The sequence below is a fragment of the Atlantibacter subterraneus genome (assembly GCF_007570865.1).
GTDB classification, from domain to species: domain Bacteria; phylum Pseudomonadota; class Gammaproteobacteria; order Enterobacterales; family Enterobacteriaceae; genus Atlantibacter; species Atlantibacter subterraneus.
In genome coordinates, this window is the sequence record NZ_VLPS01000008.1 from 190048 (window position 1) to 210842 (window position 20795).

General features: G+C 54.7%; 18 protein-coding genes. 11 read left to right on the forward strand and 7 right to left on the reverse strand.

Annotated elements, in window-relative coordinates; all coding sequences use genetic code 11:
• The first annotated feature begins 119 nt into the window (after positions 1 to 119).
• Positions 120 to 860, forward strand: a complete 741-nt coding sequence (locus FND52_RS15750) for a MipA/OmpV family protein (protein WP_144131765.1) — start codon at positions 120 to 122, stop codon at positions 858 to 860.
• On the opposite strand, the gene FND52_RS15755 is transcribed toward FND52_RS15750, so the two are convergent.
• Together FND52_RS15755 and FND52_RS15760 are read right to left on the reverse strand one after the other, a co-directional pair.
• Positions 857 to 2188, reverse strand: coding sequence for an HdeD family acid-resistance protein (locus FND52_RS15755; protein ID WP_125292683.1), 1332 nt, complete (start codon positions 2186 to 2188; stop codon positions 857 to 859). The two genes, FND52_RS15750 and FND52_RS15755, sit on opposite strands and share 4 nt — an antisense overlap.
• Before the next feature lie 23 nt (positions 2189 to 2211).
• Positions 2212 to 3489, reverse strand: a complete 1278-nt coding sequence (locus FND52_RS15760) for an MASE1 domain-containing protein (RefSeq protein ID WP_144131767.1) — start codon at positions 3487 to 3489, stop codon at positions 2212 to 2214.
• A 519-nt stretch (positions 3490 to 4008) separates the two neighbouring features.
• Between FND52_RS15760 and FND52_RS15765 the strand changes: the two genes are divergently transcribed.
• The 6 genes from FND52_RS15765 to FND52_RS15790 all read left to right on the forward strand — a co-directional run bounded on the left by FND52_RS15765 (position 4009) and on the right by FND52_RS15790 (position 8844).
• Entirely contained in the window at positions 4009 to 4521 is a 513-nt protein-coding gene (locus FND52_RS15765; RefSeq protein WP_125292685.1) for a ferritin-like domain-containing protein, read from the forward strand.
• A 70-nt stretch (positions 4522 to 4591) separates the two neighbouring features.
• On the forward strand, positions 4592 to 5509 hold the full coding sequence (locus tag FND52_RS15770) for a manganese catalase family protein (protein ID WP_144131769.1): 918 nt from the start codon (positions 4592 to 4594) through the stop codon (positions 5507 to 5509).
• 145 nt (positions 5510 to 5654) lie between these two features.
• The gene (locus tag FND52_RS15775; protein WP_144131771.1) at positions 5655 to 6806 is read left to right on the forward strand and encodes a double-cubane-cluster-containing anaerobic reductase; all 1152 of its coding nucleotides are present in this window, start codon (positions 5655 to 5657) and stop codon (positions 6804 to 6806) included.
• A gap of 9 nt (positions 6807 to 6815) precedes the next feature.
• Positions 6816 to 7583 (forward strand): putative 2-hydroxyacyl-CoA dehydratase activator YjiL, encoded by a 768-nt coding sequence (gene yjiL / locus FND52_RS15780; protein ID WP_125292688.1) that lies wholly within the window; start codon positions 6816 to 6818, stop codon positions 7581 to 7583.
• Positions 7580 to 7831: a putative Se/S carrier protein gene (locus tag FND52_RS15785; protein ID WP_144131773.1), complete on the forward strand. Its 252-nt coding sequence runs from the start codon at positions 7580 to 7582 to the stop codon at positions 7829 to 7831. Before yjiL ends, FND52_RS15785 begins: the two co-directional genes overlap by 4 nt.
• A 65-nt stretch (positions 7832 to 7896) precedes the next feature.
• Positions 7897 to 8844 (forward strand): bifunctional helix-turn-helix transcriptional regulator/GNAT family N-acetyltransferase, encoded by a 948-nt coding sequence (locus FND52_RS15790; protein ID WP_144132042.1) that lies wholly within the window; start codon positions 7897 to 7899, stop codon positions 8842 to 8844.
• 80 nt (positions 8845 to 8924) lie between these two features.
• Here the strand turns inward: FND52_RS15790 and FND52_RS15795 are convergent, their stop codons facing one another.
• Complete coding sequence (locus FND52_RS15795) at positions 8925 to 10886, reverse strand: glycoside hydrolase family 127 protein (protein WP_425277911.1); 1962 nt, start codon at positions 10884 to 10886, stop codon at positions 8925 to 8927.
• An 18-nt stretch (positions 10887 to 10904) separates the two neighbouring features.
• On the reverse strand, positions 10905 to 12302 hold the full coding sequence (locus FND52_RS15800) for a glycoside-pentoside-hexuronide (GPH):cation symporter (RefSeq protein ID WP_144131777.1): 1398 nt from the start codon (positions 12300 to 12302) through the stop codon (positions 10905 to 10907).
• A 318-nt stretch (positions 12303 to 12620) separates the two neighbouring features.
• Here FND52_RS15800 and FND52_RS15805 point away from each other — a divergent pair, with 318 nt between their 5' ends.
• The gene (locus tag FND52_RS15805) at positions 12621 to 13442 is read left to right on the forward strand and encodes a helix-turn-helix transcriptional regulator (protein WP_167509369.1); all 822 of its coding nucleotides are present in this window, start codon (positions 12621 to 12623) and stop codon (positions 13440 to 13442) included.
• Between the two features lie 126 nt (positions 13443 to 13568).
• Here the strand turns inward: FND52_RS15805 and gorA are convergent, their stop codons facing one another.
• The gene (gene gorA / locus FND52_RS15810) at positions 13569 to 14921 is read right to left on the reverse strand and encodes a glutathione-disulfide reductase (protein ID WP_125292693.1); all 1353 of its coding nucleotides are present in this window, start codon (positions 14919 to 14921) and stop codon (positions 13569 to 13571) included.
• A 71-nt stretch (positions 14922 to 14992) separates the two neighbouring features.
• Entirely contained in the window at positions 14993 to 15835 is an 843-nt protein-coding gene (locus tag FND52_RS15815) for a 23S rRNA (adenine(2030)-N(6))-methyltransferase RlmJ (protein ID WP_125292694.1), read from the reverse strand.
• Positions 15836 to 16012: 177 nt separating this feature from the next.
• On the opposite strand from FND52_RS15815, the gene prlC reads away from it, so the two are divergent.
• Positions 16013 to 18055, forward strand: coding sequence for an oligopeptidase A (prlC, locus tag FND52_RS15820; protein WP_144131781.1), 2043 nt, complete (start codon positions 16013 to 16015; stop codon positions 18053 to 18055).
• Positions 18056 to 18063: 8 nt separating this feature from the next.
• Positions 18064 to 18843: a 16S rRNA (guanine(1516)-N(2))-methyltransferase RsmJ gene (rsmJ, locus tag FND52_RS15825; protein WP_144131783.1), complete on the forward strand. Its 780-nt coding sequence runs from the start codon at positions 18064 to 18066 to the stop codon at positions 18841 to 18843.
• On the opposite strand, the gene kdgK is transcribed toward rsmJ, so the two are convergent.
• The gene (gene kdgK, locus FND52_RS15830) at positions 18815 to 19747 is read right to left on the reverse strand and encodes a 2-dehydro-3-deoxygluconokinase (RefSeq protein ID WP_125292697.1); all 933 of its coding nucleotides are present in this window, start codon (positions 19745 to 19747) and stop codon (positions 18815 to 18817) included. The two genes, rsmJ and kdgK, sit on opposite strands and share 29 nt — an antisense overlap.
• 229 nt (positions 19748 to 19976) lie before the next feature.
• On the opposite strand from kdgK, the gene pdeH reads away from it, so the two are divergent.
• A complete protein-coding gene (gene pdeH, locus FND52_RS15835; protein WP_125292698.1) occupies positions 19977 to 20750 on the forward strand; it encodes a cyclic-guanylate-specific phosphodiesterase in 774 nt (257 codons plus the stop codon).
• Positions 20751 to 20795 lie beyond the last annotated feature (45 nt).

Below are 20795 nucleotides of genomic sequence, written 5' to 3' on the forward strand. Positions count from 1 at the left end.
TCAGTAGCGTACTGGCTTAATGATTGAAGCTTACGCCTGGCTTTATCAACCAATTATCAATGCAGCGTTAAAAATAAGGAGCGCGGGTGGCTAAAGGATTATTCTTTCAGGATAACAATATGATGAAAAAATTTATCGTCTTGGGGATAACGTTATTACTGCCGCTGAGCGAAGCCCTGGCGGCGGAAATCGGCCTGGGCGTTGAAGGCGAAGCGCAGTTCAACCCCTACAAAAGCTATAAAACCGACTATTCGCTTATCCCCTATCTGAGCTATGACAATAAGATCGTTTATCTGGACGGGACCGAAGCGGGCGTCTATTTGGTGAATGACGACAAAAACGAATTCAAAGCGCGCGTCTGGTATCTGGATGTGGAATTCGATCCGGACAACGCCCGCCAGTGGGCGATCCGCCAGTTGGATACCCGCCACAGCACAATGATGGCCGGGGTGAGCTATCAGCGCATCACCGACATCGGCGCGTTTCGCGGGGAGTTTTCCGGCGACACGCTCAATACCAGCAACGGCCTGATGGCAACGCTGGCCTGGGCCGGACAGATCGTTGCCGAGCCGGTGACGATTTATCCTCAGGCGGGCGTCGACTGGTATAGCGACAAGCTGGCGCGCTATTACTACGGTATCAGCGAGCGGGAATCCGCGAAGTCGGGCTTAGACGCCTGGTCGCCGAATGACGCCTTCGCGCCCTGGCTGGCGGTAGCGGCAGACTGGAAGGTGACCGACAATCTGCATTTCTATCTGCAACCGCGTATCACCTTCCTGCCCTCAACGATTCGCCACAGCCCGATGGTGGACGACAATGTCCTCGCCGACATCGAATCCGGGCTGGTTTGGTCGTTTTAACTCGCCTGGTCCCGCGCCGTGGAACGCCATTTCCACGGCATGCGTTTATACCAGGGCTGGGGAACCGGATGCACGATGGCGCGCAGCGCCCGGGCGTAATCCATCACCAGACCCGGCGTCCAGGCCATGGTTAAGGCTCTTTTACGCACCTGCGATGCAATCCACAGCTCCGGCATAAACAACACTTTCAGGGTGGTCAGCCAGTTGCCCCGCCGGTTGGCTAACACCCCGTCGAGCGCGGCCTCCAGCGAATACGCCACGCTGCTTGAACAGTTGCGGTAGGTCAGATTATAAATTTCATCTTTGCGATAGTTCGTCCAGAAGCGGTGCAGCGCCTCGCCGTTAAACCCGTGGAAATGGATTTTCTTATCGGAATGGCACCAGTTGCCGGATTCGGTAACGTAATCCGGCTGGTATTTCCCGGCGATGTCGTTGTCGTGGGTGGCTTTCAGCAGGCGGAAAAACTCGGACGGCGAGCGGTCAATGTCCTCCGCCGGGTACAGGCTCACGTAAACATGGGGCGAGGCCTCCAGCGCCGCATGGCCGGTAGAGATCACGCCGTGGGCATCCACGGCGGCAATATAGCGGTTGATGACCGGGCGCGGCACCGCCGGTTCACTGGCGGAGCCCTCCGGCGTCCAGATATGCACCGTCAGCGGCGAGGTAAACGCCAGCGGCGGCGTCACCGTTTCGGCGACCTTTTCCGGTGCCGGGCTGCCTTTTACTTTGGTGGTAAAGCCTTTGGCAAATTCACGCGGCACCATCAGCTGGAACACCGAAGTGGCATTTTTCAACTGCCTTGCCCGCATCGCCACGCGCAGGGTATTAATGCTGCCCGCTATCATCAATACCCCGAGGAAAAATGACACCGTCGCGCTGGAATGGGTGATTAAAAACCCGGCAAAGGCAATTTGCAGGCAGCCCATAATCAGCGACGCGCGCCAGCGCGGGAAACGCACCACCCAGGCGGAGGCAATAACGAACAGGCCGATAACAAAATATGAGAAGCCGAAAATCACCGACAGCAGAATATTACTGTAGCGGGCGTCCACCAGCATAATTAACGAGACGAAGAAAAATACTCCGCCTTTAAAATAAAGCACCGCTTTTTGCGCGCCGATCCCACTTGCCGCCACGCTCAGGGTGATCAGGCTCTCTAATAACAAAACGATGCCAAAGGTTTTCAGCGGGAAATACGTTTGTCCGTCAAAACCATCAATAAAAATTAATACCCCTGCGATACCCCACAATAAGCCGCTTATCCACAGATATTTGGCTTTATCACGGACAAACTGAGCACCGAAAAGCAATAATGCGATTTGTAACATAACGACTCTCCGCCTCTCTGCGCTTAACTGAATGTGGTGGTGCCACTGATTCGCCAGTTGCCAATAATAATCGGCTGCGACTGATGATTAATCAGCACGTTGCCGCTATCGGTGATGGTTACCCAGCGGTCATTTTTATCTTTAAAGCGAAATGAGATAGTCGGCAGCTTATGCGCCTGCCCGATATCGCTCCACTGGCGCTGGAATTTCTCGCGGTCGTCCGGATGAACGCGCGCCAGCATTTTTTCTTTATCGGTCAGTTCGTCGGTGGCGATGTCGTCCAGCACATCCAGCGAGTGATCCCAGTACAGCTGCCCGGTAACCAGATTGAGCTGATAAATAGCATCGCGCGCGCTTTGTACGCCAGTGCGATTATCCAGCCGCTGGGCGCTGCGGGTTAATACCCGAATAAACACCATTAATAACGCCGTCGCGGTTAAATAACACTGGGCAATAAGCAGCGGTTCGCCGGTGCGCAGCCCTTTAATAAAGAACGGTCCCATTTTTTGGATCGAGAACCAAATAACAATCGCGCCGAGGGTTAATAGCGCAAAGGAACCGCCCCGATTGCCCCATAATATCGCCAGCGCCACCGTTAACACGATGGGAATACAGGCTGCGGCAAAACGCAGTACATCGTAGCGGTGGGTATAAAACGCATCGGTGACATATTTCACCGAATCGCTGAATATCCAGGTGGTAATCAGGATCAGCAGCACCCAGACGAAGCATCCGGCAATCATTATTCTGCGGTGCATCCCTTCGGTGCGCAGATGATTATTCAGGAAGCCCATAATAATAGTGGTGGCAAAGAAAATACCGGTGACGTCGGCAATTAACCCCGGCCAGAAGGTGCTGGTAAAGGATTCATTGCGGAAGAACCACAGCCCGGACGACAGCACCAGCGCATCTACCACGCTCACCAGCACCGTCATCACTAACCACATCACAATTTGATGCAGGTCGTCGCCTTCGCGCGACAGCCGCCTGACCAGCCAGGCGATAGCCATGGTAGACGGCATCGATAACACGGCGAACATCAGGTTGGTAGGAAAGTTTTCCGTGGTGGTGTTGTTGAGCACCAGATTGAGCGCCACAAAACCGGCGAGAAAAAGCCACCACTGCCGCCATGGCGCGCACAGGAACGCCGCCGTCGCCACGCCCGCCGGGAACCAGACGATGGAAAAATCGAGGCTCGGATCGTCAAGCTGAAGCGAGATCAGGCCGGAGAGATAATAAATCAGCATCCAGATGGCAAAGGAAACGGCCTGATGCATAAACGGTGAGAGTGTGCCTTTCATAGGGTCATCTCGTTGGTTTTATAAAGTCTGTATTATCAACGATAATCTGAAAACTTTCCTGCGGCAGGGCGTTTCACTGCATCATTTTTTATCCGGAGATTTAAGCCCGACGAGACGCGAAAATTATTATTTCCCGAATAATTTATTTGCCGCTTCGCTTGCAGCCAACCGCGATAGCCAGGATATATAAAATATGAGAATCATAACGCCTGACTGCCGTTGCGCCACACCGCTAACGATATATTATCGGGGGTTAAGAAAAATCCTGAAACTATTCTTAGTGTCTTCAACCGAGGATGAATCGCACTTTGACGTCTATCCTTATCCAGCCAGCGTAAAAAACTGGTACGACGATAATACTCATTATTTTTATCAGAAAACGATGGTTACGGTCTGAGAAAACTACCGTGGAATCGAAGCGCTGATATTTATCCGTAGTGGGTTCTGCTATTGCAGAACAGAGCGGAGAATATCCCGACTGTTATTTTCGATCAGGTGTTTAATCTAAGAGGAATAATCATGGCAACGACTTACGAAGAAAACTATCTGGACTGGGTAAGAGATGCGCATGCGATGGAGAAACAGGCTGAATCCATGCTTGAGAAAATGGCCGGACGACTGGAGCACTATCCGGATCTGAAAGCGCGCATTGAGCAGCACATTGAAGAAACTCGCCAGCAGCAAACGCTGATTCAATCCGTTATCGATCGTCACAACACCTCCAACTCCACCTTCAAAGACGTGATGGGCAAGATGGCGGCTACCGGCCAGGCGATGGGCGGTATGTTTGCTGATGACGAAGTGGTGAAAGGCGCGCTCAGCAGCTATGCCTTTGAACACTTTGAAGTCGCTTGCTACACCTCGCTGATTGCGGCGGCGCAGCTGGTCGGTGACCAGGAAGGCGCACGCATCTTTGAACAGATCCGCGAGCAGGAAATGGCCATGGCGGAGTGGGCGTTAAATCATATTCCTGATGTCACCGAACAGTTCCTGGTTCGTGACGCCGCTCCTGGCGTCGAAGCTAAAAAATAATCCCTTCTTTTGCAGGATGCCCGCCGTTAACGCGGGCATTTTACTGCCTTTTACTTTTGCGGAGTGAGCTATGTTCAGACATGTTAAACAACTACAGTACACAGTACGCGTATCAGAACCGAATCCCGGCCTGGCAAACCTGCTGCTCGAACAGTTTGGCGGCCCACAGGGCGAGCTGGCGGCGGCGTGCCGCTACTTTACTCAGGGGCTGGGAGATGACGATCCGGGCCGTAAAGATATGCTGATGGATATCGCTACCGAGGAGTTGAGCCACCTGGAAATCATCGGTTCGCTGGTGGGGATGCTGAACAAAGGTGCCAAAGGCGACCTGGCCGAAGGTACAGAAAAAGAAGGCGAGCTCTACCGCACCATCACCGGCAACGGTAACGATAGCCATCTGACCTCGCTGCTGTATGGCGGCGGTCCGGCGCTGGTCAACTCTGCGGGTGTGCCCTGGACAGCGGCTTACATTGATACCATCGGCGAAGTCACCGCCGACTTGCGCTCCAACATTGCGGCCGAAGCCCGCGCCAAAATCATCTATGAGCGCCTGATTAACCTGACCGACGACGTTGGCGTAAAAGACGCGCTGGGCTTCCTGATGACCCGCGAAGTGGCGCACCAGATTTCATTTGAGAAAGCGCTGTATTCGATCCGCAATAATTTCCCGGCCGGGAAATTGCCGCCGATCGAACAATACTCCAACGTTTACTTCAATATGTCCGAAGGCGACGACATGCGCGGCAGCTGGAATTCCGACGAGAACTTCACCTATGTCGCCGACCCACAACCGGCGGTAGATGGCGGCGATGGCCTGGCAAGCGTTCAACTGCCTGCCTCGCAGAAAGCCAATCTCGACAGCATGATTGCGCGTACCGCGTCCGATCCTTCGGTTAACCCGGTGACCGGCACCGATATCGGTTCGGTTCCGCCGATCGAAAATGAAGCCGCAGTCAAAAAATCCCCGGCGAAAAAGCCGAAGAAATAACGCAACCGGTGACGGCTCTCAGAGCCGTCACAACCTCCCCATGCAAGTACCCTTTACCCGCCAGAGATCAACAAAACCATTCATTCAGTGTGCCTATAATGCGGGGCCAATTTTACTCTCGCCCGTGTAACGGGGAAGGAAAAATATGTCTCTTATCACTGAATTACCCGCCATTTTCGATCAGTTCTCCGAAGCCCGTCAGAAAGGTTTTATCACCGTCATGGATCTCAAAGAGCAAGGCGTTCCGCTGGTGGGAACCTATTGCACCTTTATGCCTCAGGAGATCCCCATGGCTGCCGGCGCGGTGGTCGTCTCGCTGTGCTCCACCTCCGATGAGACCATCGAGGAAGCTGAAAAAGACCTGCCGCGCAACCTGTGCCCACTGATTAAAAGCAGCTACGGTTTCGGGAAAACCGATAAATGCCCCTACTTCTATTTCTCCGACCTGGTGGTGGGTGAAACCACCTGCGACGGCAAGAAAAAGATGTACGAATACATGGCCGATTTTAAGGCCGTGCACGTCATGCAACTCCCGAACAGCGCCACTGATGCCGCGTCCCGCGCGTTATGGAAGGCGGAAATCCATCGTCTGAAGGACGCCGTTGAACAGCGTTTTGGCACGACAATCACCGAGCAGGCGCTGCGCGAGGCCATCGCGCTGAAAAACCAGGAACGCCGCGCCACAGCCAATTTTTATCACGTCGGGCAGCTTAATCCGCCCGCGCTCAGCGGCATGGATATCCTCAAAGTAGTATACGGCGCGACCTTCCGCTTCGACAAAAAAGCGCTGATCGACGAACTGAACGGCATGGCGGCACGCGTGCGTCAGGAGTGGCAGGACGGCAAACGGCTGGAAGCCCGCCCGCGGATTCTGATCACCGGTTGCCCCATCGGCGGCGCGGCGGAAAAAGTGGTGCGCGCCATCGAGGAGAACGGCGGTTGGGTGGTGGGCTTTGAAAACTGCACCGGCGCGAAAGCGACCGAACACTGCGTGGATGAAACCGGCGATGTGTACGACGCGCTCACCGACAAATATCTGGCGATTGGCTGCTCCTGCATTTCCCCTAACGACCAACGCCTGAAACTGCTTAGCCAGATGGTGGAAGAGTACCAGGCCGACGGCGTGGTGGATGTGATTTTGCAGGCCTGCCATACATACGCCGTAGAATCGCTGGCAATTAAGCGCCACGTGCGTGAAAACCACAACATCCCGTATATCGCTATCGAGACCGATTACTCTACCTCGGATATCGGGCAACTCAGCACCCGCGTGGCGGCCTTTATCGAAATGCTTTAAGGAGCGGTTGTGGCTGTATCAGTAGGCATTGATTCCGGTTCGACCACCACCAAAGGCGTACTGTTACAGGACGGCGCGATTGTGCGCCGCTTCCTGTGCCCGACGCCGTTCCGCCCGGAAACGGCAATAAGCGAAGCCTGGCAAAACCTCAGCGCCGGGCTGGACGAACGCCCTTTCCTCACCCTCACCGGCTATGGACGACAACTGGTGGATTTCGCCGATAAACAGGTTACGGAAATCTCCTGCCATGGTCTGGGCGCGCGCCTGCTGGTGCCGGACACCCGCACGGTGATCGACATCGGCGGCCAGGACAGTAAAGTCATCCAGCTCGACGAGCAGGGCAACCTGACCGATTTTCTGATGAACGACAAATGCGCCGCCGGCACTGGACGCTTTCTGGAAGTCATCTCGCGCACCCTCGGTGCCAGCGTTGATCAGCTCGACGCGATTACCCACGGCGTGGAGCCGCACGCCATCACCAGCATGTGTACGGTATTCGCCGAATCAGAAGTCATCAGCCTGCGCTCGGCGGGCGTCGCCCCGGAAGCGATTCTCGCCGGGATCGTCAACGCCATGGCGCGCCGCAGCGCAAACTTTATCGGCAGATTGTCGGCACAGGGGCCGGTGTTGTTTACCGGTGGCGTCAGCCACTGCGCCGTGTTTGTCGAGAAGCTGACGCAACACGTGGGCATGACGGTACAAACCCATCCCGACGCCCAGTATGCCGGTGCGGTAGGCGCAGCGCTGATCGGCCAGCAGCCGGGGAAACGCCGATGACCGAATACCTGTTTCTGTTCCACAGTACCCTCGGCGTGGTGAAAACCCGCCGGGCGCTCCAGGCGGCGGGAATCGATTTTCGCGTCACTGATATCCCGCGCCAGCTGCGCGGCGGCTGCGGGCTGTGTGTCTGGGTCGCCTGCGCGGAAGACGGGTACCAGGAGTGGGTCATGGCCGGGCTGACGGAATCGGTGTATCGGGTGGAAGGGGAACAGTGGGAATGCATCGCCAGTTATCCCTCAGGATGAATCGTTGACAGCGATTCAAACAAATGGTTGTATTGCACAACCATTTACCGCTCTCAGATGCCTTTATGATCGACTCCGCCATTATCAACGACATTCGTGTCTCTTCGCGCCTGATGGTTCGCGAGCTGGGCTTTATGAATGCCACGCTTGCCGCCACGGACTATTCTCCTTCCGCCGTCCATACGCTGGTGGAAATTGACGCTCACGGCGCGCTTACCGCCGCGCAACTGGTGCAAATCCTTGGGCTGGAAAAATCCAGCGTCAGCCGGATGGTCAGCAAACTGATCGCCGCCGGTGAGTTGCAGGAAACGCCTTCGGCGCAGGACGGGCGGGTCAAGCAACTGCAACTCACTGAACAAGGGCGGGAAAGCGTTGCGCGGATAAACCAGTACGGCGCGATGCGGGTAGTCGAGGCGCTGGAACAGCTTAACCCTTCCCAGCAACAGTCCGTGGCCCGTGGGCTGGCGGCCTATGCCCACGCGCTGGAAGCCTGCCGGAACGGCGCACGCGTTAGCGAGGCCAGCCCGTTTGAAATTGTTACCGGGTATCATCCCGGCATGATTGGCCGCATCAGCGAAATGCACGGCAGTTACTACGCTAAACATTATGATTTCGGGCACTTCTTTGAAGGCAAAGTCGCGTCGGGTCTGGCGGAATTTTGCACGCGGCTGGACAGGCCGTGCAATCAGATCTGGCTGGTGAAGCATCACGGGCGGATTGTCGGGTCGGTTGCTATCGACGGCGAAGACCTGGGTAATAACGAAGCGCACCTGCGCTGGTTTATCCTCGACGACGACTGTCGCGGCAGCGGCATGGGCCGCCGGTTACTGAGTGAGGCGATGGATTTTTGCGACCGCCAGAGGTTCGCAGCCACGCAGCTCTGGACGTTTAGCGGGCTTGATGCGGCGCGTAGGCTGTATGAGTCATTTGGATTTACGCTGGCCCGCGAATGGCAGGGCGATCAGTGGGGGAGAGAGATGCTGGAGCAGCAGTTTATGCGGGTGGGACGTTAAAATAAAAATGGCTTGAAGCAAACGCCTCAAGCCATCGAAAACCTTTTCCAGCCCCTTGCTGCTGAAGGGAACGGACAACGTTACTGGTAGCGCTGGCTATTTACCCAAATTCGCATTTCACCCTCTCCCCGGTTGGCCCATGCATACCAGGGAATAAATGTTAGCGCCACGGATTCGCCTTCGGTAGCAGGCTGATCAAACCGATATAACGACCCTGTATCGTCCGACAACGCACGAAGCCGGACGCCACTCGCCTGAATAAGCGTTTTTCCTTGCATCAGGCCGGTGCCAGAAATCAATGTGAACGGCAGGCGCTCATCCAGCCAAAGGTTGTGCAAATCGCAACCATTATCCGCCTCCTCCAGGCAATAGACCAAAGGCCCACGCTGAAGCGCCACTTTCCCGGCAAGCTGTCTGACTTGCGGATGGGCATACACCGGTCGGACAGACATCGGTAACTGCATTTCGATGATGTCGCCCGCTTTCCAGCATCGGTGAAGATGCAGGTAACCTTTGATCGGCTCGTAGTTTACCGGATCGCCGTTCACTTTCACCACGGCATTGGCGCACCAGCCAGGGATACGCACGGCCAGGGTATGCGTTATTTCCTTCGGGCAGTCGACGGTGATGGCTATCTTATCCTGGGTAGGATAGTGACCTTCGAGCGTCAGCGTTAACGGCTGCCCATCAATCTGATGCGTCCAGGTATTGCCCACAAACAGATTAATAAACAGCGTTTCTGGATGAACGGTATAAATATATTGTCCGATGCCCGATAACGTCCGGGCGATATTTGGCGGGCAACAGGCGCAGCCAAACCAGCGCTGGCGAACCGGTTTTACATGCTCATATTTATGATTGTGTCGGATAGCAACCGGGGCTGTTTCCAGCGGGTTCACATAGAAAAAGTGCCTGCCGTCAAGCGACATCCCGCCGAGCACCGTGTTGTACAATGCGCGTTCCATCACGTCCGCATACTCCGCATCCCCTTCACATTCCAGCATTCGTCGGGCAAACATCATCACGGCGATAGAGGCACAGGTTTCGGTATAAGCCGTATCGGAAGGCAGGTCGTAATTACAGCTAAATGCTTCACCACGCGCCTGGGAACCAATACCGCCTGTAATATACATCTGGCGCTGAACCATGCTGTCCCATAAGCGACGACACACTTGATAGCGGGCATCGTCCTGTTTTAAATGCGCCAGATGCGCCGCTCCGGTCAGCAGATAGGCGAAGCGTACCGCATGCCCGATGGCTTCTTGTTGTTCTTTTAAAGGGGCATGCGCCTGGCTGTAAGCTTTATCTTTAAACATCCAGCCGGGTCCGTTAGTCACGGAACGCCAGGTAAAACCGCGTTTTTCATATTCACTCTCGTAGAAATGCGGCGTCGTACCCCGCTCATCAATAAAGTAAGTGGCGAGATCCAGATACCGACGATTCGCGGTGACTTCGTAGAGTTTTAATAGCGCCAGCTCAATTTCTGGATGCCCTGGATAGCCTTTGATCTGTCCGCTGTTTCGTCCAAATACGCTGTCGATATGATCGGCAAAGCGACAGGAGATATCGATAATTTTCTGTTTCCCGGTGACCAGATAGTAGGCCACAGCGGCTTCAAACAGATGCCCGGCACAATAAAGCTCGTGGTTTTCTGCCAGATTTGTCCAGCGCTGACCAGGCTCTTTAACGGTATACCAGGTGTTAAGGTATCCATCTTCCCACTGCGCCTGCTCTAAAAGATCGATGACCGCATCGGCGGTTGCTTCAAGCGCCGCATCCGGATACTGGCTCAGAGACCAGGCAACCGCTTCCAGCCATTTGGTTACGTCACTATCCTGAAAAACCATGCCGTAGAACTCGCCTTCTTCAAGTCCTGCGGCAATCCTGAAGTTACGCAGCGCGTGGCTGGGTTCGGCATCGGTGATACGGTCATTAATCGCATCCCACTGATAAGGGATGACGACCTCCCGAGTGAGGCGCTGGTAGTCGCCGAAAAACGTATCGGTAATTTTAATTTTGTGAAAATCAAACAGCGAAGTCATGGTCATTCCTCATGATGATCAGCGTACAGAATGCGTATCCAGTTCCAGCCTTATTGTGCGCATTGTGTCTGAGGTTAATTTGCAGCGGCGTACCAATAAAGCCAGCAGCAGATGGAATATGGCGGGTAAGAAAGTTTGCAGCGCGGTGATCCCCTGAAGCGAAAATGCCGTCTGGTTTTCCAGGCCGGGCCTATAGGCCACAATAACCAGTACCAGGCTGATCATGGCCGCCCCGGATGCCCAGGCCATTTTGATGCAGAATAAATTGATGGCGAAATTAAAACCCGAAGTCTTAACCCCCGTTTTCCACTGTCCATAGGTATTGGCAAAAGCCATGATGGAAAAATGCAGCGGCAAGGTAAAACCCAGCACTACACCATTGGTGAAAATGATCACCAGCCACAGCGTCTGCCAGGCTGGACTGGCGGGTAAAAACCACATCAAAAGCGCTGCTGCCGCTAAAAACAAATTGGTGTAGTAATAAACCTTAACGGCATCAAATTTGCGGGTAACACGGTTAACAACCATTGCTCCGAGGATGGAAGACATCGCCAGTGAGGTAAAGAACAGCGACGAATAACCGACTTTCCCCTCCAGGACGTAAGTAATGAAATACATGTAACTACCGCCACGAATGTTGAAGCAGTTAATGATGACGAATGACATCAGCAGCATTAATAACAACTGATCGTTTTGCTTCACCAGCGCGAACGTCTGGCGTAAAGAGACCTGCCCCATCAGGCTGCTGGATGTCCGCTCCTGAACCCAGTAGAAGCAGCACAGAAACATCGCAATAGCCGCTAAAGCCAGTACGGAGACGCCATACTGATAGCCCTGTGCAGTATTGCCCTGGCCCAGGCTTGCTACCAGATAGGGTAAGCCAGCTGAAACCATCAGCCCGGCAATACCGCACAAAGCAAAACGCCAGGTCTGACACGCAATCACCTCTTCACGTTTAGTCGTCATACTGTTAATGAGCGCGCAATAAGGCACGTTAATGGCGGTATAACCAATTGATAGCATCAGGTAAGTGCCAAACGCCCAGACCAGTTTCATGTTGTAGCTAAGATCGGGTACGGTAAACGTTAATACCACCACCATCCCCAACGGCAGCGCCACCCAGAGTTGCCAGGGGCGAAAACGCCCATATTTGCTGCGAGTTCGGTCAGCAACCAACCCCATCATCGGGTCGGTAATCGCATCAAAAATACGCAATACAACGAACAGCGTGCCCACGACAGCAGGCGTTAATCCAAAAATATCGGTATAAAAAAAGGTTAAAAACTTCCCAATCAAAAAGGTGATGATTGTTCCACCGGCATCACCCAGCCCATAACCAATTTTTTCTTTTATTGAAAGTTTGTCGTTAATTTCCGGAGAAACGAGATGTCCAGAATCAATCCGGGTGTCTGTCATAGCCTTACCTCAATTATTAATAAATTGATTGCGTATATTTGACGAGAACATAAAGAAATTTCCTTGAGATGATTCTAGGGGTGAAGGCGTAACTCGGGATAGGGAGCAAAAAGCATAAAAACGCGACGATTCCGACTTGCCATAGATTTTTGTGATACAGTTCAACAAAAAGGAATATTGTGAATCCGATACCGCTGTGGCGATATCTCAGCCTGTATTATGGGCGTTGACCATACGTCATGTAACAAAAACGGCGTTAATCAGGTGCACTCATCCTTTTCAACTCCGCGGATTTTCCGTGGTGTTGCAGGAGACGACATGATCGAAGTCATCAGCAATATTGGTCTTAAAATAGAAAATGGCGGATTATTTATTTCACGCGGCCAGGGGATCCACCCCCGGCGGATTATTCACTCCTGGGAGTTAATATTTGTTGAATCTGGCTCGTTATCCATTCGTGAAGATAATGACTATTATACCGTCGGGGCAGGACAGTGCCTTATTCTGGCTCCCGGAAAAACCCATGAAGGCACCGATAATTTTCCTGCTGACTTAAAATTCTTTTGGATCCATTTCACTTTATTACCCTCAGAGTTGCCCGCTTTGCTACCCGGTGAAAGCACCATAACGTTAGCTAATTATATACGAGTAAAAGACTCAAATTCGGTTGCCTCCTTGTTCCGCTTATTTCTCAGTGAACAAACGGCAAACGCGCCCGTTGAATTGCTGAACACAATTTTTCTGTTAATTTTGAAAAAACTCGCCGCTTCTGTACCGTTTGATAAACATACCGAAAATGAAAGCGTGCTGGTTCAACAGGCAGCAGCCTACATTCGGACACATTATCATTTAAAAATTTCCACCTCATCCGTAGCGGCGAAATTGAAATGCAACCCTGATTACCTCGGACGCTTATTCAGACAATATCGTGGTCTTACGGTCACCGATGAGATCAATCAACAACGGGTAAAAACGGCAGAAAGTTTACTCGTTACAAGTCTGTTTTCTCTGCCCGATATTGCCACCCGATGCGGATTTACAGATACAGCCTATTTCCGGGAAATATTTAAAAAATACAAAGGCGTAACGCCAAAGAAATGGCGAGCACTTTATTCGAGGATCCACATTAATACGCATTAACGGGCTTATAAAAGAGGTAAGTTATTACCGCGCTAAATTGATAATGACTTCCGGTCCGGAAAAACAAAAACTGGCCCTTACGGCCAGTTTTTCAGATAAGCAGATATCAAAAACAATGCTCTGTGCTTAACGCATCGTCACAAACTCTTCCGCCGCTGTCGGATGGATCGCCACGGTATTATCAAAGTCTTTCTTGGTCGCGCCCATTTTCAGCGCCACCGCGAAACCTTGCAGGATTTCATCCATTCCGAAGCCAATCCCGTGAATGCCGACGATTTTCTCTTCCGGGCCGACGCACACTAATTTCATGCGGCACGGCTGGCGGTGAGAGGTCACGGCGGTGTACATCGCGGTGAACGACGATTTATACACTTTCACCTGGTCGTCGCCGTACTGCTCGCGCGCCTGCGGTTCGGTCAGGCCCACGGTGCCGATCGGCGGGTGGCTGAACACCACGGTCGGGACGTTGGTGTAATCCAGATGCTCTTCCGGCTTGTTGTTAAACAGGCGCTCGGAGAGACGGCGGCCGGCAGCAACCGCGACCGGCGTCAGTTCTACCGCGCCGGTGTTATCGCCTACCGCGTAAATGCCATCAACACTGGTATTCTGGAATTTATCGACGACGATATAGCCTTTTTCGTTGGTTTTAACGCCTGTCGCTTCCAGGTTGAAGGTGTCGTTCGCCGGTTCGCGGCCAATCGCCCAAATCAGGCAGTCAACGGTTTCGCTACGGCCATCTTCCAGTTGCAGCGTCAGGCTGCCGTCGGCGTTTTTCACCACCGCTTTCGGGATCGCCTGGGTGTGCAGCGTCGGGCCTTCGGTGTTAATCACTTCCACCAGCGTTTCGACAATCAGCGGATCAAAGTTACGCAGCGGCGCGTGTTTACGCACGAACAAATGGGTATCCGCCCCCAGCGCGTTAACCACGCCGGCGATTTCTACGGCGATGTAACCCGCGCCCACTACCGCAACGCGTTTTGGCATCTCGTCCAGCTCAAAGAAGCCGTCGGAATTAATGCCGTATTCCGCACCCGGAATTGACGGGATAGACGGACGGCCGCCGGTAGCAATCAGAATATGGTCAGCGGTGATGGTCTCGCCGTTCACTTCCACGGTATGCGCATCAACAAAACGCGCGAAGCCACGGATCACATCAACAATGTTTTTCTTTAACACCGTCTCATAAGAGGTGTGAATGCGGTCGATGTAGGCGGTACGGCTGGCGACCAGCTTTTTCCAGTCGAAATGATTCACGGTGGTATCGAAACCGTAATCCGGGCCGTACAGATGGATAGCTTCCGCGATTTGCGCCGCATGCCACATCACTTTTTTCGGCACGCAACCCACGTTGACGCAGGTGCCGCCCAGCTCTTTGGCTTCAATCAGCGCGCACTTCTTCCCGTACATGGCTGCCCGGTTAATGGAGGCAATACCACCGCTGCCGCCGCCGATAGCGAGGTAGTCATAATGTCTGGTCATGATTCTGGTCCTTAATGTCTGATTGCCGCGATTGTATACCTGAAATCAATAGGTTCCATCGATGGCTGCGATTATTCCGGCACGATCCAGCTGACGGTCGCGTGGCCGGTTCCCGCTGGCACCAGCTTTTTGTGCAGCCAGGGCAGCACGCTGTTCATCTGCTGTTCCAGCTTCCACGGCGGGTTAATCACAATCATCCCCGACGCGGTCATGCCGCGACGATCGCTGTCCGGCAGTACCGCCAGTTCGATTTGCAGAATACGCCGAATGCCGGTTTCTTCCAGCGCATGAACCATGCGTTTGATCTGCTGGCGCAGCACCACCGGATACCACAGGGCGTATACGCCAGTCGCAAAGCGGTTGTAGCCTTCTTTAATACCGGTCACTACCGCCTGATAGTCAGTTTTCATTTCATAGGGCGGATCGATAAGAATCAACCCACGGCGCGACACCGGCGGCAGTTTGGCTTTTAACTGCTGATAGCCGTCGGAACGGCTGACGGTGGCGCGGTCGTCTTTCTGAAATTCAGCACGCAGCAGAGGGAAATCGCTGGGGTGCAGTTCGGTGAGCTGCATGCTGTCCTGCGGGCGCAGCAGCTGGCGCGCGATCAGCGGTGAACCGGGGTAATAACGCAGTTGCCCGCCACGGTTGAAATGTTCCACCGCGCTGATGTACGGCTCCAGCTCCGCAGGTAAATCGTCCTGCTGCCAGATGCGCGCGATGCCTTCCAGATATTCGCCGGTACGCTCCGCATGCTCGCCGCTTAACTGATAACGCCCTGCGCCCGCATGGGTATCCAGATAGAGAAACGGTTTCTCTTTTTCTTTAAGGGATTCAATGATAAGGCTTTGTACGGTGTGCTTCAGCACGTCGGCGTGGTTACCGGCGTGGAAGCTATGGCGATAGCTAAGCATGTAGAACGTTTCCAGATGGGATCTTAAGGGTATGGCGACAGTATACCGGAAAGTTAACCCGACCGGGGATTGCCGACGGCGACCATTGAAATCCACTACACTAAACCCCAGATCACCACACAATGAACAAAGCGCCAATCGACGCGCTTCACTTACCTTTTAATCAGGAACGCGCTTATGACCAATCCATTACTCGTCCCTTTCGAGTTGCCGCCCTTCTCCGCTATTAAACCTGAACATGTGGTGCCCGCTGTGACGCAAGCGCTGGATGCCTGCCGTCAGCGTGTGGAAGAAGTGGTCGCGAAAGGCGCGCCGTACCGCTGGGAGACGCTGTGCCAGCCGCTGGCGGAAGTGGACGATCGTTTAGGGCGCATTTTCTCGCCGGTCAGCCACCTCAATTCGGTGCAGAACAGCCCGGAACTGCGCGAAGCCTACGAGCAAACCCTGCCGCTGCTGTCCGAATACAGCACCTGGGTCGGCCAACATGAAGGGCTGTATAACGCGTACCGCGATCTGCGTGACGGCGAGCACTACGCCGCCCTCGACACCGCTCAGAAAAAAGCAGTGGATAATGCGCTGCGTGATTTTGAACTCTCCGGCATTGGTCTGCCGAAAGACAAACAGCAGCGCTATGGCGAGATCGCCGCGCGTCTGTCCGAGCTGGGTTCCACCTACAGCAACAACGTGCTCGACGCTACCATGGGCTGGAGCAAACTGGTCGCTGACGAATCTGAACTCTCCGGGATGCCGGAAAGCGCGCTGGCCGCCGCCAAAGCTCAGGCCGAAGCCAAAGAGCAGCAGGGTTATCTGCTGACGCTGGATATCCCGAGCTACCTGCCGGTAATGACCTACTGCGACAACCAGGCGCTGCGTGAAGAGATGTACCGCGCCTACAGCACCCGCGCCTCTGACCAGGGTCCAAACGCCGGGAAATGGGATAACAGCCCGATTATGGCGGAGATCCTGGCGCTGCGTCATGAGCTGGCGGAACTGCTGGGCTTTGAAAACTACGCCCATAAATCCCTCGCCACCAAAATGGCAGAAAACCCGCAGCAGGTGCTGGATTTCTTAACCGATCTGGCAAAACGCGCCCGTCCGCAGGGTGAAAAAGAGCTGGCCCAGCTGCGCGATTTCGCTAAAGCGCAGTACGGCGTGGATGAACTGCATCCGTGGGATATCGCCTACTACAGCGAAAAACAGAAGCAGCATCTGTACAGCATCAGCGACGAACAGCTACGCCCGTACTTCCCGGAAAACAAAGCGGTCAACGGTCTGTTCGAAGTCGTTAAACGCATTTACGGCATAACGGCCAAAGAGCGTAAAGACGTGGACGTCTGGCATCCGGACGTGCGCTTCTTCGAGCTGTATGACGACAGCGGCGAACTGCGCGGCAGTTTCTATCTCGACCTGTACGCCCGCGAAAACAAGCGCGGCGGCGCGTGGATGGACGACTGCGTCGGCCAGATGCGCAAAGCCGACGGCTCGCTGCAAAAACCGGTGGCCTATCTCACCTGTAACTTCAACCGTCCGCTGAACGGCAAACCGGCGCTGTTTACCCACGACGAAGTGATCACCCTGTTCCACGAATTCGGCCACGGCCTGCACCATATGCTGACGCGTATCGAAACCCCAGGGGTGGCGGGCATCAGCGGGGTGCCGTGGGATGCGGTAGAGCTGCCGAGCCAGTTTATGGAAAACTGGTGCTGGGAGCCGGACGCGCTGGCGTTTATCTCCGGCCATTATGAAACCGGCGAACCGCTGCCGCAGGAACTGCTGGAGAAAATGCTGGCGGCGAAAAACTACCAGGCGGCGATGTTTATCCTGCGCCAGCTGGAGTTCGGCCTGTTCGATTTCCGCCTGCATGCGGAGTTCAGCCCGGATCTCGGAGCGAAAATCCTCGAAACCCTGGCGGAAATTAAGAGCCAGGTGGCGCTGATCCCGGGTCCATCATGGGGCCGTTTCCCGCACGCGTTCAGCCACATTTTTGCTGGCGGCTACGCGGCGGGCTACTACAGCTACCTGTGGGCCGATGTGCTGGCGGCGGATGCCTACTCCCGCTTCGAAGAAGAAGGGATTTTCAACCGTCAAACCGGCCAGGCGTTCCTCGACAACATCCTGACCCGCGGCGGATCCGAAGAGCCAATGGAGCTGTTCAAACGCTTCCGGGGCCGCGAACCGCAGCTGGATGCGATGCTGGAACACTACGGCATTAAGGGTTAACCCTTCTCGTGAACATCTGTTTAATTGATGAAACAGGCGCCGGAGACGGCGCCTTATCACTTCTGGCGCAGCGCTGGGGGCTCAACCACGACGCTGATAACCCGATGGCGCTGGTGCTGACGGCGGAACATCTGGAACTGCGTAAGCGCGATGAACCTAAACTCGGCGGGATTTTTGTCGATTTTGTCTCCGGTGCGATGGCCCATCGCCGTAAATTCGGCGGCGGTCGCGGCGAAGCGGTCGCTAAAGCGGTCGGCATTAAGGGCGATTATCTGCCGGATGTGGTGGATGCCACGGCGGGCCTGGGGCGCGATGCCTTTGTGCTGGCGTCGGTAGGGTGCCATGTGCGGATGCTGGAACGCAATCCGGTAGTGGCGGCGCTGCTGGATGACGGTCTGGCGCGCGGCTATCAGGACCCGGAAATCGGCTCCTGGCTACGGGAACGGCTGCATCTGATCCACGCCTCCAGCCTGACGGCGCTGGAAAATATCACTCCGCGTCCGCAGGTGGTGTATCTCGATCCGATGTTTCCCCACAAGCAGAAAAGCGCGCTGGTAAAGAAAGAGATGCGGGTGTTTCAGTCGCTGGTAGGGCCGGATATCGACGCGGACGGATTACTGGAACCCGCCCGACGTCTGGCAACTAAACGCATTGTGGTCAAACGCCCCGACTATGCGCCGCCGCTGGCGGGCGTCGCCACCCAGTCGGCGGTGACGACCAAAAGCCATCGCTTCGATATTTATCCGCCGCTGGCAGAAATTACTGCGGCATCGCCTCACGCGGAATAATCGCGCCACGATACTGGATCACGGTGCTGGCGGTGAGGTGACCACGCTTCGCCGCCGCTTCGGCATCGCCGCCGGTCAGGCGCACCGCCAGATAACCGGCGCTGAACGAGTCGCCTGCTGCGGTGGTGTCGATCACTTTCTCTTTCGGCAGTTTCACCGCCGGGACGTCCAGCAGCGGTTCGCCGGCAATCGCCACCAGGCAAGAATCCGCGCCGCGCTTAATCACCACTTCGCTGACGCCAGCCGCCTGAGTGCGGGCAACCACCTCCTCAACTGGCTTCTCGCCCCATAGCGCGTCTTCGTCGTCCAGCGTCAGGAAGGCGATATCAGTACAGGTCAGCATCTGCTGGTAAACCTGCTGGGTCACTTCTTTGCTGGCCCACAGGCGCGGACGGTAGTTGTTGTCGAAAATCACTTTCCCGCCGTTGGCGCGGCACTGGCGCAGCAGCGCCAGCAGTTTCTCACGGCTTTCCGGGCTTAAGATCGCCAGGCTGATGCCGCTTAAATAGATGTAATCAAACTGCGCCAGTTCGGCGCAAATTGCCGGTGCCTGCTCGCTCTCCAGCCAGAAACGCGCGGCAGCTTCGTTGCGCCAGTAGTAAAAGGTGCGCTCGCCGGTCTCGTCGGTTTCGATGTAGTACAGGCCCGGCAGACGGTTTTCCATACGCTGGATCAGCGATGTCTGAACCTGCTCGGCCTGCCACGCTTCCAGCATCTGCTGGCTGAAGCTGTCCTGGCCCAGCGCGGTTACGTAGTGTACGCCCAGCGCTTCGGCATCAACCTGACGCGCGATATAAACAGAGGTATTCAGCGTATCGCCGCCAAATCCGCGGTTTACTTCCGCGCCTTTCTGCGACAGTTCAATCATGCATTCGCCAATGACGGCAATCTTTTTCAACGACATAGTGGCCAACCCGGATTATCAATATTATGCGCAGTGTGTGCTGCGAACGAAAAGTCGTCAAATATTTTAAAACAATGTTCCGATAATTTTTTTGAGCCAGGTGGCGATCCCGAAACTAAATCCCCAAAAAACTGCCAGAATTGGTTACGAACGAAACATAAAGTTCTCAAGCGCGGGGCCGATAATCCCAATGTCCAGGTATGTCACCCCGTTTAACAGGACGATGACGATGAAGTTAAAGCAGGTCACTCACCGGCTGACAATGCCCGCCGCGAGTATCGAAAATTTAGAAGAGCATCGATATTGGTTGCAGTGTGAGCGTGCTTATACTTATCAGCCAATCTATAAAACCAACGGCAAACTGCTGGCCGTGGAGCTGTTGACGGTCGTCACGCATCCTGCCAATCCCCAACAGCGCATCGCGCCGGATCGCTATTTCGCCGCGATCCCGGTACGCCTGCGCCTGAGCGTGATTGAAGAACAGCTGCGGATGCTCCAGCAGCGGGAACATTTCTTCCTGCGCCACGAGGTGCTGGCGTCGGTGAATGTCGATGGCCCCACGCTTATCGCCATGCGCGAGCGCAGCGATATTCTGCAACTGGTCAACCAACTGCCCTGGGTGCGCTTTGAACTGGTAGAGCATATCCGCCTGCCGGAAGACTCTAACCTTGCGGGGATGAGCGAATTTGGCCCGCTGTGGCTGGACGATTTCGGCACCGGCATGGCGAATTTCTCGGCCTTAAGCGAGGTGCGCTATGACTACATCAAAGTGGCGCGCGAGCTGTTTATCATGCTGCGCACCACCCCGGAAGGGCGCAATCTGTTTACTCAACTACTCCAGCTAATGAACCGCTACTGCAACGGCGTGATTGTCGAGGGCGTCGAAACCGTAGAAGAGTGGCAGGACGTTCAGGGATCGCCCGCGCTGGCAGCACAGGGCTATTATCTGTCGCGTCCGGTCTGTTTCAGCACCCTGGATGAGGTAGAAATGCTGCTGCTTTGATGCCCTTTCTCTGTGCTGAACTATCTTTATTAAAAAAGATAATCA

Excerpts from the sequence above, each read along its gene's own strand:
- prlC (WP_144131781.1), top strand. The coding sequence starts at position 16,013 with ATGACCAATCCATTACTCGTCCCTTTCGAGTTGCCGCCCTTCTCCGCT.
- FND52_RS15775 (WP_144131771.1), top strand. The coding sequence starts at position 5,655 with ATGTCTCTTATCACTGAATTACCCGCCATTTTCGATCAGTTCTCCGAA.
- FND52_RS15750 (WP_144131765.1), top strand. The coding sequence starts at position 120 with ATGATGAAAAAATTTATCGTCTTGGGGATAACGTTATTACTGCCGCTG.
- pdeH (WP_125292698.1), top strand. The coding sequence starts at position 19,977 with ATGAAGTTAAAGCAGGTCACTCACCGGCTGACAATGCCCGCCGCGAGT.
- FND52_RS15805 (WP_167509369.1), top strand. The coding sequence starts at position 12,621 with ATGATCGAAGTCATCAGCAATATTGGTCTTAAAATAGAAAATGGCGGA.
- FND52_RS15760 (WP_144131767.1), bottom strand. The coding sequence starts at position 3,489 with ATGAAAGGCACACTCTCACCGTTTATGCATCAGGCCGTTTCCTTTGCC.
- FND52_RS15795 (WP_425277911.1), bottom strand. The coding sequence starts at position 10,886 with ATGACTTCGCTGTTTGATTTTCACAAAATTAAAATTACCGATACGTTT.
- FND52_RS15765 (WP_125292685.1), top strand. The coding sequence starts at position 4,009 with ATGGCAACGACTTACGAAGAAAACTATCTGGACTGGGTAAGAGATGCG.
- FND52_RS15755 (WP_125292683.1), bottom strand. The coding sequence starts at position 2,188 with ATGTTACAAATCGCATTATTGCTTTTCGGTGCTCAGTTTGTCCGTGAT.
- FND52_RS15770 (WP_144131769.1), top strand. The coding sequence starts at position 4,592 with ATGTTCAGACATGTTAAACAACTACAGTACACAGTACGCGTATCAGAA.
- kdgK (WP_125292697.1), bottom strand. The coding sequence starts at position 19,747 with ATGTCGTTGAAAAAGATTGCCGTCATTGGCGAATGCATGATTGAACTG.
- FND52_RS15800 (WP_144131777.1), bottom strand. The coding sequence starts at position 12,302 with ATGACAGACACCCGGATTGATTCTGGACATCTCGTTTCTCCGGAAATT.
- FND52_RS15785 (WP_144131773.1), top strand. The coding sequence starts at position 7,580 with ATGACCGAATACCTGTTTCTGTTCCACAGTACCCTCGGCGTGGTGAAA.
- gorA (WP_125292693.1), bottom strand. The coding sequence starts at position 14,921 with ATGACCAGACATTATGACTACCTCGCTATCGGCGGCGGCAGCGGTGGT.
- FND52_RS15815 (WP_125292694.1), bottom strand. The coding sequence starts at position 15,835 with ATGCTTAGCTATCGCCATAGCTTCCACGCCGGTAACCACGCCGACGTG.
- FND52_RS15790 (WP_144132042.1), top strand. The coding sequence starts at position 7,897 with ATGATCGACTCCGCCATTATCAACGACATTCGTGTCTCTTCGCGCCTG.